This is a genomic window from Sphingosinicella flava (assembly GCF_016025255.1).
In the GTDB taxonomy this organism is placed as follows: Bacteria; Pseudomonadota; Alphaproteobacteria; order Sphingomonadales; family Sphingomonadaceae; genus Allosphingosinicella; species Allosphingosinicella flava.
Map to the genome: position 1 here is coordinate 54480 of NZ_CP065592.1, position 16546 is coordinate 71025.

The 16546-nt window shown below is 63.9% G+C and carries 16 protein-coding genes and 1 tRNA gene; 13 read left to right on the forward strand and 4 right to left on the reverse strand.

The window, feature by feature from the left end; translation table 11 throughout:
* The first annotated feature begins 197 nt into the window (after positions 1-197).
* Positions 198-659, forward strand: a complete 462-nt coding sequence (locus tag IC614_RS00335) for a Fur family transcriptional regulator (protein ID WP_200971788.1) — start codon at positions 198-200, stop codon at positions 657-659.
* Between the two features lie 3 nt (positions 660-662).
* On the opposite strand, the gene IC614_RS00340 is transcribed toward IC614_RS00335, so the two are convergent.
* Positions 663-1172, reverse strand: a complete 510-nt coding sequence (locus IC614_RS00340) for a hypothetical protein (protein WP_200971789.1) — start codon at positions 1170-1172, stop codon at positions 663-665.
* A 125-nt stretch (positions 1173-1297) separates the two neighbouring features.
* Between IC614_RS00340 and dxs the strand changes: the two genes are divergently transcribed.
* Positions 1298-3220: a 1-deoxy-D-xylulose-5-phosphate synthase gene (gene dxs, locus IC614_RS00345; protein WP_200971790.1), complete on the forward strand. Its 1923-nt coding sequence runs from the start codon at positions 1298-1300 to the stop codon at positions 3218-3220.
* Between the two features lie 3 nt (positions 3221-3223).
* Here dxs and IC614_RS00350 read toward each other — a convergent pair whose 3' ends face one another.
* The gene (locus tag IC614_RS00350) at positions 3224-3643 is read right to left on the reverse strand and encodes a DUF6766 family protein (protein ID WP_200971791.1); all 420 of its coding nucleotides are present in this window, start codon (positions 3641-3643) and stop codon (positions 3224-3226) included.
* Between the two features lie 77 nt (positions 3644-3720).
* Between IC614_RS00350 and IC614_RS00355 the strand changes: the two genes are divergently transcribed.
* The 10 genes from IC614_RS00355 to IC614_RS00400 all read left to right on the forward strand — a co-directional run bounded on the left by IC614_RS00355 (position 3721) and on the right by IC614_RS00400 (position 13117).
* On the forward strand, positions 3721-4455 hold the full coding sequence (locus IC614_RS00355) for a TlyA family RNA methyltransferase (RefSeq protein WP_200971792.1): 735 nt from the start codon (positions 3721-3723) through the stop codon (positions 4453-4455).
* Positions 4456-4487: 32 nt separating this feature from the next.
* Complete coding sequence (locus IC614_RS00360; RefSeq protein ID WP_200971793.1) at positions 4488-5552, forward strand: efflux RND transporter periplasmic adaptor subunit; 1065 nt, start codon at positions 4488-4490, stop codon at positions 5550-5552.
* A gap of 98 nt (positions 5553-5650) precedes the next feature.
* Entirely contained in the window at positions 5651-8752 is a 3102-nt protein-coding gene (locus IC614_RS00365; RefSeq protein ID WP_200971794.1) for an efflux RND transporter permease subunit, read from the forward strand.
* A 12-nt stretch (positions 8753-8764) separates the two neighbouring features.
* Positions 8765-9274 carry a TspO/MBR family protein gene (locus IC614_RS00370; protein ID WP_200971795.1) on the forward strand — a complete coding sequence of 170 codons (510 nt, stop codon included), beginning with the start codon at positions 8765-8767 and terminating at the stop codon, positions 9272-9274.
* A gap of 149 nt (positions 9275-9423) precedes the next feature.
* The gene (locus IC614_RS00375) at positions 9424-9735 is read left to right on the forward strand and encodes an accessory factor UbiK family protein (RefSeq protein ID WP_200971796.1); all 312 of its coding nucleotides are present in this window, start codon (positions 9424-9426) and stop codon (positions 9733-9735) included.
* Positions 9736-9905: 170 nt separating this feature from the next.
* Complete coding sequence (locus IC614_RS00380) at positions 9906-10415, forward strand: type III secretion system chaperone family protein (protein WP_200971797.1); 510 nt, start codon at positions 9906-9908, stop codon at positions 10413-10415.
* A complete protein-coding gene (gene proC / locus IC614_RS00385; protein ID WP_226372668.1) occupies positions 10412-11230 on the forward strand; it encodes a pyrroline-5-carboxylate reductase in 819 nt (272 codons plus the stop codon). The genes IC614_RS00380 and proC overlap by 4 nt, the downstream gene beginning before the upstream one ends.
* Before the next feature lie 297 nt (positions 11231-11527).
* Positions 11528-12424, forward strand: a complete 897-nt coding sequence (locus IC614_RS00390) for a branched-chain amino acid aminotransferase (protein ID WP_226372669.1) — start codon at positions 11528-11530, stop codon at positions 12422-12424.
* A 50-nt stretch (positions 12425-12474) separates the two neighbouring features.
* A tRNA-Gln gene (locus IC614_RS00395) sits at positions 12475-12549 on the forward strand.
* Between the two features lie 31 nt (positions 12550-12580).
* A complete protein-coding gene (locus IC614_RS00400; protein ID WP_200971799.1) occupies positions 12581-13117 on the forward strand; it encodes a DUF3617 domain-containing protein in 537 nt (178 codons plus the stop codon).
* An 8-nt stretch (positions 13118-13125) separates the two neighbouring features.
* On the opposite strand, the gene IC614_RS00405 is transcribed toward IC614_RS00400, so the two are convergent.
* Entirely contained in the window at positions 13126-14301 is a 1176-nt protein-coding gene (locus tag IC614_RS00405; RefSeq protein ID WP_200971800.1) for a GGDEF domain-containing protein, read from the reverse strand.
* 257 nt (positions 14302-14558) lie between these two features.
* Here IC614_RS00405 and IC614_RS00410 point away from each other — a divergent pair, with 257 nt between their 5' ends.
* Entirely contained in the window at positions 14559-15830 is a 1272-nt protein-coding gene (locus IC614_RS00410) for a L,D-transpeptidase family protein (protein WP_200971801.1), read from the forward strand.
* Positions 15831-15909: 79 nt separating this feature from the next.
* On the opposite strand, the gene IC614_RS00415 is transcribed toward IC614_RS00410, so the two are convergent.
* Positions 15910-16425, reverse strand: a complete 516-nt coding sequence (locus tag IC614_RS00415) for a murein L,D-transpeptidase catalytic domain family protein (protein ID WP_226372670.1) — start codon at positions 16423-16425, stop codon at positions 15910-15912.
* Positions 16426-16546: the final 121 nt, after the last annotated feature.

The window sequence follows — 16546 nt, forward strand, 5'->3', positions numbered from 1 at the left end:
GAAAGCTGGAATCTATCGTCGGCACCTCCACTTGATCGGGCATGGTCTAGATTCCAGCTTTCGCTGGAATGACGGTTTTAAGATCAATGTTTTAAGGTCAATGACTTGTTTTAAGATCCAGGCAGCATCCTCAGCGCCGCGGGCCGCGCCTTTGCGTCCGCTTGTCCCTGTCTCCTGAACGGCCTATCTTTCCGGTCATGGCGCATGAGCATCACAGGCATGAAGGCGAGTCGCTCGCCACGGCGGCGAAAATCGCGATGGAAAAATCCGGCGAGCAATGGACGCAAATGCGCGCCTCCATATTCGAGGCACTGGCCGCGTTCGACAAGCCGGCTTCTGCCTACGATATCGCCGAGAAGGTGAGCCAGGAGCAGGGCCGCCGCGTCGCCGCCAACAGCGTCTATCGCATCCTCGACCTGTTCGTCGGCGCCAATCTCGCGCGGCGAGTGGAAAGTGTGAACGCCTATGTGGCGAACGACCATCCGGGGTGCCTTCACGATTGCATTTTCCTGATCTGTGATAATTGCGGGCAAGCGACTCACATCGATAACGATACGCTCTCGGGAGGCGTGCGCGCTGCTGCGGAAGAAGCGGGTTTTGCGGCGGAACGACCAGTGATCGAGGTTCATGGACGCTGCGGAGAGTGCGTGGGCGGCTGAATACTACTGCCAGCCGCCAAACGCATCCTCCTCAGGATCAGGCGCCAAAGCGTCAACTGTATTCCTATTTATTTGCTGCCGACAACCTTCGAGTTTGCACTGAAGTGAGGTGGCGAGATTCCCCCATTCAAAGATGCTCACACCCGATTTTTGCTCTCCAGCGATTTCGGTTAGCTCTCCATAAACAGCGGAGAAAACCACATAATCACGGTGGCCGTCATGAAAACGGATACTGGTCTGGTATCCTCCGCCGCCGCCTACGATATAATTGCCATAGGCCCGGCCATCAGAGCCACTACTGGTAACTTCGGCTTCAAGAGAGCGGGATGTGCCATAGCGAAAAATGATCTTGTTTTCCGCTGCGCAAACAGAACCAATTTTTGCGTTGAATGGGCAAGAGTAGATGACCTTTTCATCACGGCCGCACAGCGTACGGGCAAGAGCGGTCCCATCTTCGCTGACGGCAGCGGAATGAGAAATCAGTAGAGCCAAAGCTTCCGCAAGAGATGACATGGCGAACCTCCTGCACGAAAATAGCATATCTCCTTTACTCGAGGTAGGCTTCCTCCTGTGTACAAAGGTTCGACATGCGGAACCCCAAGCGCTAGAGGCTCTGAAGGAAAGGATGCCATAACCCGATGACCGAGCGCCCGGAAACGCCGCTTCTCGACACCGTCAATATCCCGGCCGATCTGCGTAGGCTGCAGCCCAAGCAGCTCCGCCAGCTGGCCGACGAATTGCGCGCGGAAACCATCTCCGCCGTCGGCACGACGGGCGGGCATCTGGGCTCCGGTCTCGGCGTCGTCGAGCTGACCGTCGCCATCCATTATGTGTTCAACACGCCCGACGATCGTTTGGTCTGGGACGTCGGCCACCAATGCTATCCGCACAAGATATTGACCGGGCGCCGCGACCGCATCCGCACCCTCCGCATGGGCGGGGGCCTCAGCGGTTTCACCAAGCGCGCGGAGAGCGAGTACGACCCGTTCGGCGCGGCGCATAGCTCGACTTCCATTTCGGCGGGGCTCGGTTTCGCCATCGCCAACAAATTGTCGGGCGCGCCGGGCAAGGCGATCGCGGTGATCGGCGATGGATCCATGTCGGCGGGCATGGCCTATGAGGCGATGAACAATGCCTCCGAAGCGGGCAATCGGCTGATCGTGATCCTGAACGACAACGACATGTCGATCGCGCCGCCGGTCGGGGGCCTTAGCCACTATCTCGCCCGGCTGGTCAGCTCCGGCAAATATCTCTCCGTCCGCCATCTCGCCCAGCGTTTCGCGCGCAAGCTGCCCGGGCCGCTCCACCGCGCCGCCCGCCGCGCCGAGGAATATACGCGCGGCATGGTGACGGGCGGGACTTTGTTCGAGGAGCTCGGCTTCTATTATGTCGGCCCGGTCGACGGCCACGATCTCGACAGCCTGATCCCGATCCTCGAAAATGTCCGCGACGCGGATCTGGGGCCGATGCTCGTCCATGTCGTGACGAAGAAAGGCAAGGGCTACGCGCCCGCCGAAGCCGCCGCCGACAAATATCACGGCGTCCAGAAATTTGACGTCATTTCAGGCGAGCAGGTGAAGGCGCCCGCCGGTCCTCCCAGCTATACCAACGTCTTCGCCCAGGCGCTGATTGCCGAGGCCGAGCGGGACGACAAGATCGTCGCCATCACCGCCGCCATGCCGTCCGGCACCGGCCTCGATAAATTCGCCGGCCGCTTTCCCGACCGCATGTTCGACGTGGGTATCGCCGAACAGCATGCGGTGACCTTCGCGGCGGGCCTCGCGGCGCAGGGGCACAAGCCGTTCGTCGCCATTTATTCGACCTTTCTCCAGCGCGCCTACGACCAGGTCGTGCACGACGTCGCCATCCAGAATCTTCCCGTCCGCTTCGCGATGGACCGCGCGGGCCTCGTCGGCGCGGACGGCTGCACCCATGCGGGCAGCTTCGATCTGGCCTATCTCTGCACGCTGCCGAACATGGTCGTCATGGCCGCCGCCGACGAGGCGGAGCTGACGCACATGGTACACACCATGGCGCTGCACGACAGCGGCCCGAGCGCGGTCCGCTATCCGCGCGGCAACGGCACCGGAGTCGCCATTCCCGAAGTTCCGCAGCGGCTGGAAATCGGCAAGGGCCGTATCGTCCGCGAGGGGAAGAAGGTCGCGATCCTGTCCCTCGGCACCCGTCTGGAAGAAGCGCTGAAGGCCGCCGACACGCTGGAGGGCAAAGGCCTCTCCACCACCGTCGCCGACCTGCGCTTCGCCAAGCCGCTGGACGAGGATCTCATTCGCAAGCTCCTGTCGACCCACGAAGTCGCGGTAACGATCGAGGAAGCAGCGATCGGCGGCTTCGGCGCCCATGTTTTGACTCTTGCGTCAGACGCGGGCCTCACCGACGCGGGCCTCAAGATCCGTACCATGCGCCTGCCCGACCTCTTCCAGGATCAGGATAAGCCCGAAAAGCAATATGAAGAAGCCGGGTTGGATGCCGCCGCCATCGTCGACACGGTGCTGAAAGCGCTCCGCCACAACAGCACGGGCATCGCCGAAGTCCGCGCTTAAAGCCTATTCGCGACCCTCGCTCGGGTGTCCCCACGGCGCCGCATGTCCGTGCGTGCGCAGGAACCGCTCGTCGATGTCGGAGATTTCAATCCAGGCCCTGTCGCCGAGCTGCAGTTCGAGAAGGCGGTCGATCTTGGCTTCCATCCGGTCGTCATTTTCCTTCGATGAAGGCGAGCCGACATAGAGGAAGTAAGCGAGACCGACGACTTGCCAGAGCAGCTGCAGGAATTCCGACTGCCAGTTCTCGAACGTGTCGCGGCCCATTTCCACGAGATAGCCTGAAACCTCCGGCGCCTCGCCATGCTGCGCGGCTTCGTCGACGAAGGCATACCAGCCGAACAGCCAATGGAGCAGCAGCGACCCGAGAAAGAAGGCGACAGTGATCCAGGCATAAGCGTATTTCTTGAAGAAACCGGGTTTCATGATCCTCTCCCTGTCATCACTTGCGCAGGCGAAACGTTGCCGCGATTGGCGGGGTTCCGGCATAGAAAGAGTCTGAAGTGGCAAAGATCAGAAGCGACCAATTGCTGGTGGACCGCGGCCTCGTTGAAAGCCGCTCGAAGGCGCAGGCCCTGATCCTCGCGGGCCTCGTCTTTTCCGGCGAGAGGAAGATCGAGAAAGCGGGGCAGGTGCTGGCCGAAGATGCGCCGATCGAGGTGCGCGGGCGCGAACATCCCTGGGTGTCGCGCGGCGGGATCAAGCTGGCGCATGGTCTGGAGCATTTCGGCTGGGATGTGACCGGCGCGATAGGGCTGGACGTGGGCTCGTCGACCGGCGGCTTTACCGACGTGCTGCTCCAGAAAGGCGCGGCGAAGGTCTTCGCAGTCGATGTCGGCACGAATCAGCTCGCCTGGAAACTGCGCAGCGACCCTCGTGTCGTCGTGCACGAACAAACCAATGCGCGCTATCTCACTGCGGACATCGTCACCGAACCCGTCGACATCGTCGTGTGCGACGCGAGCTTCATTTCGCTCGCCAAAGTGCTTGATACGGCAATCGATTTCGTAAAGCCTGGCGGACGTCTGATCGCGCTGGTGAAGCCGCAATTCGAAGCGGAGCGGGGCGAGATCGGCAAGGGCGGCGTGGTGCGCGACCCCGCCGTTCATCTGAGAGTCAGCCAGGCCGCAGCAGCGTGGATCGAGAGCCGCGGCTGGCGGGTGGAGGGCATCGTCCAGAGCCCGATCACCGGGCCGGAGGGGAATGTCGAATTCCTGCTCGGCGCCACGCGGACTTGATAACGCAACCTTCGAACGTTAGCCCGACGCCCGTGTCCCGAACCAAAGCCCTTGCTCTCGCGCTCGTCGCCTTCCTGTCTGCCTGTTCCGAAGCGGAAGGCGGCCGCGACCGTCCGCCGCCGCTCGTCAAGGCGGAGCCCGCCACGACCATGCGTTTCGTCGAGCGGATCGAGGCGGTCGGCACCGCGCTCGCCAACGAGCAGGTGACGCTCGCCGCGCCGGTGACGGAGCGGATCGTGCGCCTGAATTTCGATGATGGCGCCTATGTCACGCGTGGCCAGACCATCGCTGTGCTGGCACAAGGCCAGGAAAGCGCCGAACTGTCCGGCGCCCAGGCCCGCGCGCGGGAAGCCGATCAGCAGTTGCGCCGGGTTCAGGCCCTGCGCGAGCGCGGTTTCGCGACGGTGAGCAGCCTCGATACCCAGGCCGCGCTGGCGGCGCAGGCACGCGCGCAGGCGGCGGGCGCCGAGGCCTCGATCGGCGACCGCGTGATCCGCGCGCCTTTTTCGGGCTGGGTATCGCTCCGCACCATTTCGCCGGGCGCGGTGGTGTCGGCCGGGACCGAGATCGCGACGATCAGCGACGTGAGTTCGGTGAAGCTCGATTTCCCGGTGCCGGAAACGGTGTTGTCCGCGCTTCAGCCGGGCCTCGGCATCGAAGCGGTATCGGCTGCCTATCCCGACCAGCCTTTCCGGGGCCGGATTGCGACCATCGATCCGGTGATCGATCCGGACAGCCGCGCCGTCACCGTGCGCGCGCGCCTCCCCAATCCGGACCGCCGCCTGAAGCCCGGCATGCTGCTGACCGTGGCCATAGAAACCGCGCAGCGCATGGGCCTCTCCGTGCCGGAATTGGCCGTGGTCGGCGAAGGCGACAAGCGTTTCGTCTATACGATCGCGCCGGACGGCAAGGCGAAGCGCACCGAAGTCCGCACCGGCCTGCGCTCGGGTGGCCGCATCGAGATAGTGGAAGGCTTGAAGCCCGGCCAGCAGGTCGTGACCGAGGGTGTCGTGAAGCTGTCCGACGGCATGAAGGTGCGGCTGGCGGGCGCAAAAAATGCCGTTCCTGCCGGTCAGCCGAAGGGCAAAGCGCGGTGATATTCACGCTTCATTGTGTCCCGGCGAAGGCCGGGATTCAGCAGCACCGTGCCATGACTGGATCCCGGCCTTCGCCGGGATACGATAAGGCCTAGCTCATGCAGCTCTCCGACCTTTCCGTAAAACGCCCCGTCTTCGCGGCGGTGGTCGCGCTGCTGATCGCGGTCGTCGGCGTCGTCGCGTTCCTCGGCCTTTCCGTCCGCGAATATCCGGACGTCGATCCGCCTATCGTGTCGGTGCAGACCATCTATACCGGCGCCGCCGCCTCGGTCGTCGAAAGCCGCGTGACGCAGGTGCTGGAGGAACGCCTGTCCGGCGTCGAGGGCCTGCAGACCATCTCCTCCCGCTCGCAGGACGGACGCTCCGACATCACCATCGAATTCGCGCCGGGCCGATCGGTCGATGCCGCCGCCAACGACGTGCGCGACCGCGTCGGCGGCGCGGCGGACGATTTGCCGGACGAGGTCCGCCCGCCCGAAGTGCGCAAGGTCGACGCCGACGCCTCGCCGATCCTGTTCCTCGTCATCTCCAAGCCCGGCTGGACCCCTTTGCAGCTGAGCGACTATGTCGACCGCAACATCGTCGACCGTTTCTCGGCCATCGACGGCGTGGCGCAAGTCTTCATCGGCGGCGAGGCGCGGCCCGCCATGCGCGTGTGGATGAACCCGGAACGGCTCGCCGCCTTCCGCCTCACCCCCGCCGACGTGGAAAGCGCGCTTCGCACCCAGAATGTCGAGCTTCCCGCCGGCCGCCTCGAATCCGCGAGCCAGAACGTGTCGCTCCGCGTCGACCGCCCCTTCACCAGCCCCCAGGATTTCGCAGGGCTGATCGTCGGGCGTGGCGACAACGGCTATCTCGTCCGGTTGGGCGACGTCGCCCGGATCGAGCAGGGCGCGGAAAATCCCTACACCGCCTTCCGCCTCAACGGCCAGCCCGCGGTGGGCCTCGGCATCGTCCGGCAATCGGGCGCGAACACGCTCGCCGTGTCGAACGCGGCCAAGGCCTTGGCGCAGGACATCCAGCCGACCCTCCCCGAAGGCATGACGATCACCGTCGGCTCCGATGAATCCCTTTTCATCAGCGAAGCCATCAAGAAGGTGTGGGAAACCTTAGGGGAGGCCGCCGTTCTCGTCGTCCTCGTCATCTTCCTGTTTCTCGGAAGCTGGCGCGCGACCCTCATTCCGGCGATCACCGTCCCGCTCTGCCTGCTCGGCAGCTTCGCGGTGCTGTCGGCCTTCGGCTTCTCGATCAATCTCCTCACCCTACTCGCGCTCGTCCTTTCCATAGGCATCGTGGTGGACGACGCCATCGTGGTGCTCGAAAACATCTATCACCGCATCGAGGAGGGTGAGCCGCCGCTGTCCGCCGCTTTCGAAGGCACGAGGCAGGTCGGTTTCGCGATCATTTCCACCACCCTTGTCGTCTGCGCCGTGTTCGTGCCGGTCATGTTCATCTCGGGCCAGACGGGCCTCCTCTTCCGCGAACTGGCGGTCGCGATGATCGGCGCGGTCGCCTTCTCCGGCTTCCTCGCCCTCAGCCTGACGCCGATGCTCTGCTCCAAGCTCCTGAAGCATGAGGAAAGAGGACGCCTCGCCGCCTGGGTCGACCGCAAATTCCAGGGCCTCGAAAATTTCTATGCCGACCGGCTCGACCGCACGCTGAAGAAGCCGCTGGTCCCGAGCCTCGTCGTCGTCGCGTTCCTCGCCGCCGCCGCTTTCCTCTTCACCACCATCCAGTCCGAGCTCGCGCCGCAGGAGGATGCGGGCATCCTCGCCGCCAACGTCTCGGCGCCGGAAGGCACGGGCTATGCCGCGATGGACGGTTACATGCGCCAGGTCGAGGCCAAGGTGCTGCCGATGGTCGGCGACGGCGCGGTGCGCACGCTCATTTCCCGTGTGCCGGGCGGCTTCGGCGCGAGCGAGGATTTCAACAACGGCGCGATCACCGTCTTCCTGAAACCGTGGGACGAGCGCGAGGAAGCCACGCAGGATGTGGTGGCCGAGGTGAACCGCGCGCTCGGCCAGATTCCCGCGGTGCGCGGCAACGCGTCGGTGCGCTCGTCGCTCAGCCGGGGCCGCGGCCAGCCGGTCAGTTTCGTGATCGCCGGTTCGACCTATGAAGACCTCGCCCGCGCCCGCGACCGCATCATCGCGGCGGCGCAGGATTATCCCGGCATCGTCAATCTCGATTCCGATTATAAGGAAACCAAGCCGCAGCTCCGCATCGAAGTGGATACCCGCCGCGCGGGCGACCTTGGCGTTTCGGTCAACGATGTCAGCCAGGCGCTGCAAAGCCTCCTCGGCTCCCGCCGCGTCACCACTTATGTCGACCGGGGCGAGGAATATCGCGTCGTCATCCAGGCCGATGCCGCCGCGCGCGCCACCGAGGCGAGCCTTGCCTCCATCTACGTGCGCAGCCGCACCGGCGATCTCATCCCGCTGTCGAACCTCGTCACCACGCGCGAGACGGCGGGCGCGCGCGATCTCGGCCGGTTCAACAAATTGCGCGCCATCACCCTCTCCGGCGGCGTCGCGCCCGGCTATTCGCTCGGCGACGCGCTCGCCTTCCTCGAGGGTCAGGCTGCTCAGTCGCCCGAAATCACGGCGGTCGGCTATCGCGGCGAGAGCCAGGCGTTCAAGGAAGCGGGCGGGTCGATCTGGATCGTCTTCGGCCTCACCATCCTCGTCGTCTACCTGCTGCTCGCCGCGCAGTTCGAAAGTTTCGTCCACCCCGGCGTCATCATCACCACAGTCCCGCTCGCGGTGGCGGGCGGCGTGATCGGCCTTGCGCTCATGGGGCAGACCTTCAACCTCTACAGCCAGGTCGGCATCGTCATGCTGGTGGGCCTCGCGGCCAAGAACGGCATCCTGATCGTCGAATTCGCCAATCAGCTGCGCGATGCGGGCAGGGATATCGGCACCGCGATCCGCGACGCCTCGGCCCGCCGCCTCCGCCCGATCCTGATGACCTCCATCGCCACCGTGGCGGGCGCGGTGCCGCTGATGATCGCCAGCGGCGCGGGCGCGGGCGCGCGTCAGGCGATCGGCGTGGTCGTCGTGTTCGGCGTCTCGATGGCGACGGTCATCACCCTGTTTCTCATCCCGGTTCTATATTCCCGCCTCGCGCGTTACACAGGTTCACCCCAGGAAGTGACGCGCCGGTTGGAGGCCGAACTCGCAAGGCCGCTGCCCGCAGAATAAGGAGTAGACGACATGGCTGACGCTGAAATGGTGCGGCGGGAAACGTCTTTCTGGCGTCATGCCGTCGTCACGGTGCCCGCCATCCTTCTCCTTGGCCTCGCATCGGGCTGGGTGTCCAATTCGGGTTACGGCAACCCCTGGTTCGACGGCCTTGCCAAGCCGCAGGCCATGCCGCCCGGCTGGACCTTCGGCGCGGTGTGGACGACCCTCTACATCCTTTTGGGGGTCGCGCTCGCGTTCATCCTTCAGGCGCCGAACAGCGGCACGCGGCGCACGGCGCTCATCCTGTTCGGCAGCCAAATGATGCTGAATTTCCTCTGGTCGCCGGTCTTCTTCGGCATGCACCAGCCGCGCCTCGCGCTGGCGATCATTGTCGTGATGCTGGTCCTCTCCATCGCGACCACCTTCTGGGTCGCGCGCATCCGCAAGGCCGCCGCCTGGCTGATGGTGCCCTATATGGTGTGGCTCAGCTTCGCCTCGATCCTCAATTACGAGATCATCCGCCTCAATCCGGCATCTTAGTGTCCCGGCGAAGGCCGGGATCCAGCCGCTCGATCCGTGTCGCTGGGCTCCGGCCTCCGCCGGAGCACTGCCTCTTGCGATGGCTTGGCTCTTGCGATGGCTTGGCTGAGCTCCGATATTGACCAAAGATTTTTGAGGAGTCCCGACCGATGCAATCCCAGAACCGCCTGTTCGACGATTTCGTGAAGATGATGAACGGCGCGGCCGGAACGCTGGCCGGCATGGGCCGCGAGGCGCAGGAAAATATGCGCGAAAAGTTCCGCGAAGGTATTGCAGGGATGGATTTCGTCAGCCGCGACGAATTCGAAGCGGCCAAGGCCATCGCGGTCGCCGCGCGTGAAGAAAATGCGCTGCTGAAAGCGCGGATCGAGGCTTTGGAAGCAAAGATCGGCGCCGAACCCGCCGCCGGAAAGGCGCCGCGTCCGCGCAAGCCCGCGGGTAAGCCCGGACCGGACGCCTGACCTTACTTTTCCTTCATCCTTCTACCCTCTTCTCGTCATTCCAGCGAAAGCTGGAATCTAGACGATCTCTCCGCCTGTGGAATCCGGATATCCACAGCTTATTGCTGCCAATCTCTTGCGCCGTGCGTTTCGACCATGCACGGTTTCTTTCGCAACAGAGCGGGTGAGCGATGAATACGGACGAGTATGAGCTGGAACGGGAGACGAGCGCTCCCATCGACATGCTCGAACATTATTTCGCCGCGCATGGCTGGGCGTTCGAGCGGAGCGGGGACGAGGAAATCGTCGCCACCTTCCAGGGCAGCTGGACCCAATATGAGCTGCGCGCGATCTGGCGGGAAGAGGATCAAGTCCTCCAGTTCCTTGCCCTCCCGGACATTCGCGTCCAGGCCGAAAAGCGCGCCGCGACCTATGAGACGATCGGCCTCATCAACGAGCAGCTCTGGCTCGGCCATTTCGAGCTTTGGACCTCTTCCGGCCTTGTCCTCTTCCGTCACGCGGCGCTGTTGGAGGGTGAGGAAGGCGGCGTCCTGAGCCTCATCCAGGCCGAAACGCTGGTCGAAGCGGCGATCGAGGAATGCGAGCGCTTCTATCCGGTCTTCCAGTTCGTCCTCTGGGCCGACAAGACGCCGCAGGAGGCCATCGCCGCTGCGCTTATCGAAACGCAGGGCGAGGCGTGAGCCTGCCGCCGCTGCCGGGGCCGTTCTGGCTGATCGGCTGCGGCAACATGGCGGGCGCGATGCTCGACGGCTGGATGGCGGCGGGCATGGATCCGGCGCGGATCACCGTCGTGCGGCCGAGTGGGAAGGAGGTAGGGCATGGTGTCCGCGTCCTCCCCGTGCTTCCCGAGGATGAGGTGCCGGCACTCGTCCTTCTAGGGGTGAAGCCGCAGAAGCTGGACGAAGTTGCGCCGATGCTCGCGCCCGCTCTCGAGCCGCGGACAATCCTCGTTTCCATCCTCGCCGGGACACGGGCGGATACGCTGCGTGCCCGTTTTGCAGCACCGCGCACTATCGTCCGCGCCATGCCGAACACCCCTGTTCGTTTGCACAAAGGTGTCGTCGGTCTTTTTGCCAAGGACGGCGATCGGGACGCAAGGACGCTTGTGCAAGACCTGATGGCTACGCTCGGCGCGGCGGAATGGGTGGAGGATGAGGATTTGTTCGACCTCGTCACTGCGCTCGCGGGCAGCGGCCCTGCTTTTCTCTACCGTTTCATCGACGCGCTGGGGCAGGCGGCGGCCGATCTTGGCCTTCCCGGGGAGCAGGCGGCCCGCTTGGCCCTCGCCACCGTCGAGGGTGCGTCCGCGCTCGCGGCGGAACGGGCGGAAAGCCCCGCCATGCTCGCCGACCGCGTGGCGAGCCCCGGCGGCTCGACCCGGGCCGGGCTCGATATCCTCGATCGCGAGGATGGCCTCGCCGCGCTCCTCAAGGAGACGCTTTCCGCCTCGGCCCAGCGCAACCGCGAACTCGCGGCTATGACGCAAGGACGCTAGCACCCCCCTCTCACCGTCCCGCCTGCGCGGGAATGACGGGAAAGAAATGGTAGCCGGACCGTGCAGGCGGGCTGTTCAAACCATTTTCCTACAGTTTCGCTTCCATGTTAGGGATGATCCTCATCTGTTGAGCCGTCCTTTCCGCTCGAAAGGGCGGAAATTGACAAAACTGACGGAATCGCCGTGCGAACGTCTCAATCCCGTCAACTTAGGGAAGCGTCGAATGCCTGGCCGGGTGCGAGTTGACCGGCCGACGGGTCAGCCCTATCGCGGCGCGATGAAAAAGGGGGATGAATTGTGAGCATATCTGACCAGCAAAATTATGATGATCGCGACGGTTGGATCTGGCTGGATGGCAAGCTCGTGCCCTGGCGCGAAGCCAATGTGCATGTCCTGACCCACGCGCTTCATTATGCTTCCTCGGTCTTCGAGGGTCAGCGCGCTTATGGCGGCGAGATTTTCGAGCTCACCAAACATAGCGAACGGCTGAAGAAGAGCGGTGAAATCCTGGGCTTCGAAATCCCCTATTCTGTCGCGCAAATCGACGAGGCCTGCCGCGAGGTGCTGCGCGCCAACGACCTTCAGGACGCCTATGTGCGCCCGGTCGCCTGGCGCGGGTCGGAGCAGATGGGCGTCTCCGCCCAGCGCTCGAAGATCCATCTTGCCGTCGCGGCCTGGTATTGGGGCGCTTATTTCGGGGAGGAGGCGATCAAGAAAGGCCTCAATCTCGCCATTTCGCCCTGGCGCCGACCCGCACCCTATACAGCGCCGGTCCAATCCAAGGCGTCGGGCCTTTACATGATCTGCACCATGGCCCGCCACGAAGTGCAGGCGAAGGGTTATGACGACGCGCTGATGTTCGACTGGCGCGGCCAGGTGGCCGAAGGCACCGGCGCCAATGCTTTCTTCATCAAGGACGGCAAGCTCTATACCCCGACGCCCGATTGCTTCCTGAACGGCATCACCCGTCAGACGGTGATGAATCTTGCCCGCCGCCGCGGGATCGAGGTGATCGAACGCGCGATCTGGCCGGACGAGCTCGAATCCTTCGAACAATTCTTTCTGACGGGCAGCGCGGCGGAAGTCACGCCGGTCCGCGCCGCGGGTCCGTGGAATTTCGAGGTCGGCGATCTGACGATGCAGCTCCGCAAGGACTATCTCGATCTCGTCAATCGTCGCATTTCAAACAGCTAAGGGCTTTTCTTGCACGAAGAGCGGCGATAAGGCCGCTCTTCCACGCGCATTGGGGCGTCGCCAAGCGGTAAGGCACCGGTTTTTGGTACCGGCATTCGCAGGTTCGAATCCTGCCGCCCCAGCCAGCGCGTGAGATGTGGCAGGTGGAGCCACTTCATGGGGAAGGTTCAAATCATGCGTTATCTCGTCATTTCCGCCGCCGCTCTGGCGCTCGCCGCTTGCGGCCAGCAGCAGGATTCGAACGGTAGCGCCGAAGCCGGCAAGACCGGGGAAACGGCCGCCGCGGACGGTGCGCTGAAGATCGGCGCCGACGGCGTGCCGCAATTCCGCCCCGGCGCCTGGGAAATGACGGAAAGCGGCGACAACGCCAACGAAACGCGCCGCGAATGCCTGGGCGCGGACGCCAACCCACAGCTGCGCGAAGAATTGACCCGCTCCTATCCCAAGGAGTGCAAGGTGGAGCGCGACAGCAATTCGGGGCGTCTGTTCGTCAAGGCGTCCTGCCCGCAAAACGGCCTCACCATCGATTCCGAAATCGAAGTGACCGGCAGCGATACCGCGATGAACATGCGGATCGGCGCCTTCGTCACCATGCCCGACGGCAAGCGTCAGGGCGGCGAGACCCGGATTGTCGGCCGCTGGGTCGGTCAATGCCCGGCGGGCGTGCAACCGGGTGATTCGATCGAAGGCTGAGCCCTCCTTCAGGAGGATAGGGCCGCCAGCCGCAACGGCGGCGGCTGGCCGATCGTCGCCGCGACCGCGAGGCTGCATCGGCCGCGCGATTTCGCCTGATAGAGCGCGTTGTCGGCCGCGCTGAGCAGGTCGGCGAGCCCTTTCCCATGATCGGGCGAAAAGGCGATACCGGCGCTGACGCCCACTTCGATGGCGTGGTGCCCGATGAGATAGGGTTGCGCCGCGATGGCATCGATAATCCCGGCGCCGACCTCCAGCGCGGTCTCGCGGTCGTTCCCGCTTCCCGCCATGACGAATTCGTCGCCGCCGATGCGGGCGGCGATCAAGCCTCCGCGCGTGATCGCCTGAAGCCGTTCGCCGACCATGGCGAGCAGGCTGTCGCCCGCCGCATGACCCATCCGGTCGTTGACCGCCTTGAACCCGTCGAGATCGAGGTAGAAGAGGGTGAGGGGCGTGTTCGCCAGCGTCTCGCATTCCTCCAGTTGCCGTTCGAGGCCGATGCGGTTGAGCAGGCCGGTCAGCAGGTCGTGCCGGGCGAGGTGGTCGTTTTCCTGTTCCGCCTGCATCGTCGACACCAGCATGCGGTTGAGGCGGAAGGCAGCCGCCGTCATCGCGTAGAGATAGAAAGGGATTTGAAACAGCGTCAGCAAGAATACCGGCTCGCCGCTCAGCACCCCCGCCACCATGCACGGCCCAAGGCTGAGGGCGATCATCACGCCGACAAGGCGCGGCGCGCTGAAATTGCGGAAGCAGATGCCGCCGCACATCGCGGCCGCCGACAGGCAGGCAAGGGCGGCCGCCATCCAGTCGCCGCTCGCCACACTGATGAAGGTGCCGAAGCCGACGCTGCCCGCCCACAAAACGCCAAGGCCGACATAAAGGTCGGTCAAGCGTTCGATGCCGATGAAGTTGCGCCGCTGCGCCTGCAGGAGCACGGCGAGGCGGACCAGGCACAGGGTTACTTCCAGCGTCAGCCACAGGAGGAAAAGGCCGTACTGCAAACGTGAAGCGATGACCGCAGCGACGCTGATCGTATTGAGGACGCCGCCCGCGAAAATGGGAAGCGTGCCGTAAAGGCCGTTGACGAGGGAGGTGCGGATCGCCGTTGGAACTTCGATTCCGGGATCGACCAGCCAGCGGGTGATTCGCCAGAGCGGCGCCGGCTGTTGCCGTGTTTGCTGCATCTGTCTCGTCCCTTCCTCGCCGCCCCGCGCGCAGTTCGCCTATTCTTAGCGTGGTAAGGTTAATCATCTGTAATGACAGAGACATATCGCCTTAGTCTTGCATGCCGTACGGGAAAGCGAGGGCGCCGCCGTGGCACGGTCGGTCATCGTCCGTTCACCCGGATTTCTTCAAAAAGCGCGCCTGTCGGGCGAAAGGAACAGCAATGGCTAAAACCCATCTGGCCCCGCCGCCCGCTTTGCCATAGAAAGACGAGGCTATGAAAAACTCGATCCGCTCCCTGCTCGCAACGGCCGCACTGGCCGGATTCGCCGCGCCGTCGCTCGCTCAACTCCAGGAGGGCGAGAAGCCGACAGAGGAACAGGTGAAAGCCGGAGAGGCACCCGCGACCCGCACCTTCGAAGGGGAGCTTGCGATCCGATCGCTTCAGAATCCGGTCATGGCGCCGCTTTGGACCCGCGAGGCCGCGCAGGAACTGCTCGCATATGTGGAGGGCGTCGGCCAGGAAGGCCTGACTCCCGCCGATTACGCGCCGGACGCGTTGCGCGCCGCACTTTCGGGCACGGATGAAATGGCGCTCCGTACGGCGGCGACCGACAGCTTTCTTCGCCTATCGTCCGATCTGGCGCTCGGCCATGTGCGTGGGAAGGGCCGGATCGATTGGCACATGCAGGATCCCGATCTCGACGGGAATAAGCAATATGCGCTGATGGAAAGCGCGGTGCGCGACAACAAGGTGCGCGCCACCCTGGACGGCCTGTTGCCGACCCATCCCCAATATGCGGAGCTGAAAGAGGTTCTCGCCGTCACCACCGACAAGGCGGTGGCGGACAAAGCGCGCGCCAATCTCGAACGCTGGCGCTGGCTGCCGCGCGACCTTGGTCCGCGTTACGTGATCGTCAATGTGCCGGCCTTCACCGCTGCCATCGTAGAGAACGGCCAGGTGACCGCCCGGCACCGCGCGGTCGTCGGCGCGGTGAAGACCAAGACGCCGCAATTAAGCGCGGTCGCGACCGGCGTGATCTTCAATCCATGGTGGGAAGTGCCCGCCAGCATCACGCCTGAAGTGCGCGGCAAGGCGGGCTATGTGGCCGTGAAGGCGGGCAATGGCGTCCGTTACCGTCAGCCGCCGGGCCCGGGCAATGCGCTCGGCCGGATGAAGGTGGTGATGCCCAACAACTACGCCATCTACCTGCACGATACGCCGTCCAAGCAATATTTCTCCCGTGCCGCGCGTGCGTTGAGCCATGGCTGCATCCGGACGCAGGACGCGCTGGGTTTTGCGCGCAAGCTGCTCGACAATCCGGAATGGAGCCAGGAGAAGATCAACCGGACGATCGCGTCGGGCAAGACCGCGCAAGCCAAGACTCGTGTCGATACGCCGGTCTACATCGCTTACTTCACCGCCGCGGCGGCGAAGGACAAAGGCGGGATCATTTCCTATGATGACGTCTACGGCCGCGATAAGACCGTGATCGCGGGCCTCAACGACAAGGCCGGCAACAGCATGGCGGCGGCAGCCAGCAAGTAAATCCTGTATGTCCCGGCGAGAGCCGGGCCTCGGATAGGCGGAAGTGGAAAGGTTGTTTCACTTCCGCCTGCGAGTGGCCTTATGCGACCTTGTCGGCGTAAATCAAACGGCCTGGGCCAAGGCGTAGCAGAACATATTGCAGGTTCGTCAGCGACAGCACGAAGCATCCTTCGCTGCGGCCGAGCTTGCCCGCTTTTTCGGCCACTTCCGGCTCGGCATACCAGGCGCTGTGCACCACGATATTTCGATATTCGGCGTTGCTGTTGGTCGTATCGAGCCCCTTGAGGCGGAGCGAGCGGCCATATTTGCCGTAATAGATATTGTCGGTGAGATAGGCGCCTGACGACGACGCTTCCGACGAGGGGGTGTTGGAAAAATATTCCAGCCATCCCGAATGGGCCGGATCGGAACCGCGGCCGTGCGACACGTGATATTCGGTCGCGGCGCCGCTCAAGATATCGACGATGTAAAAGCGCGGATCGCGCGACGCCTTCGAAAAGTCGACTACGCCCATCATGTCGCGATTACGGACGGGACGCGTATCCAACGCCAGCTTCGCCTTGGCGAGCAAGGCGGGATTGATTTGAGGCTGCAAGGGACGGGCCGTAGCCCAGACTTGATTGGCAAGAGCAGGCGCTGACAGGCAAGTTGCCAATCCCGCAGCCGCTCCGCCCTGAATAAGATTACGACGCGTAAGAATAACTACTCTCCCACTC

Bases quoted from the DNA above. Each gene is read 5' to 3' on its own strand.
- IC614_RS00350 (WP_200971791.1), bottom strand. From the start codon at position 3,643: ATGAAACCCGGTTTCTTCAAGAAATACGCTTATGCCTGGATCACTGTC.
- IC614_RS00335 (WP_200971788.1), top strand. From the start codon at position 198: ATGGCGCATGAGCATCACAGGCATGAAGGCGAGTCGCTCGCCACGGCG.
- IC614_RS00375 (WP_200971796.1), top strand. From the start codon at position 9,424: ATGCAATCCCAGAACCGCCTGTTCGACGATTTCGTGAAGATGATGAAC.
- dxs (WP_200971790.1), top strand. From the start codon at position 1,298: ATGACCGAGCGCCCGGAAACGCCGCTTCTCGACACCGTCAATATCCCG.
- IC614_RS00405 (WP_200971800.1), bottom strand. From the start codon at position 14,301: ATGCAGCAAACACGGCAACAGCCGGCGCCGCTCTGGCGAATCACCCGC.
- IC614_RS00380 (WP_200971797.1), top strand. From the start codon at position 9,906: ATGAATACGGACGAGTATGAGCTGGAACGGGAGACGAGCGCTCCCATC.
- IC614_RS00340 (WP_200971789.1), bottom strand. From the start codon at position 1,172: ATGTCATCTCTTGCGGAAGCTTTGGCTCTACTGATTTCTCATTCCGCT.
- IC614_RS00410 (WP_200971801.1), top strand. From the start codon at position 14,559: ATGAAAAACTCGATCCGCTCCCTGCTCGCAACGGCCGCACTGGCCGGA.
- IC614_RS00370 (WP_200971795.1), top strand. From the start codon at position 8,765: ATGGCTGACGCTGAAATGGTGCGGCGGGAAACGTCTTTCTGGCGTCAT.
- IC614_RS00400 (WP_200971799.1), top strand. From the start codon at position 12,581: ATGGGGAAGGTTCAAATCATGCGTTATCTCGTCATTTCCGCCGCCGCT.
- IC614_RS00365 (WP_200971794.1), top strand. From the start codon at position 5,651: ATGCAGCTCTCCGACCTTTCCGTAAAACGCCCCGTCTTCGCGGCGGTG.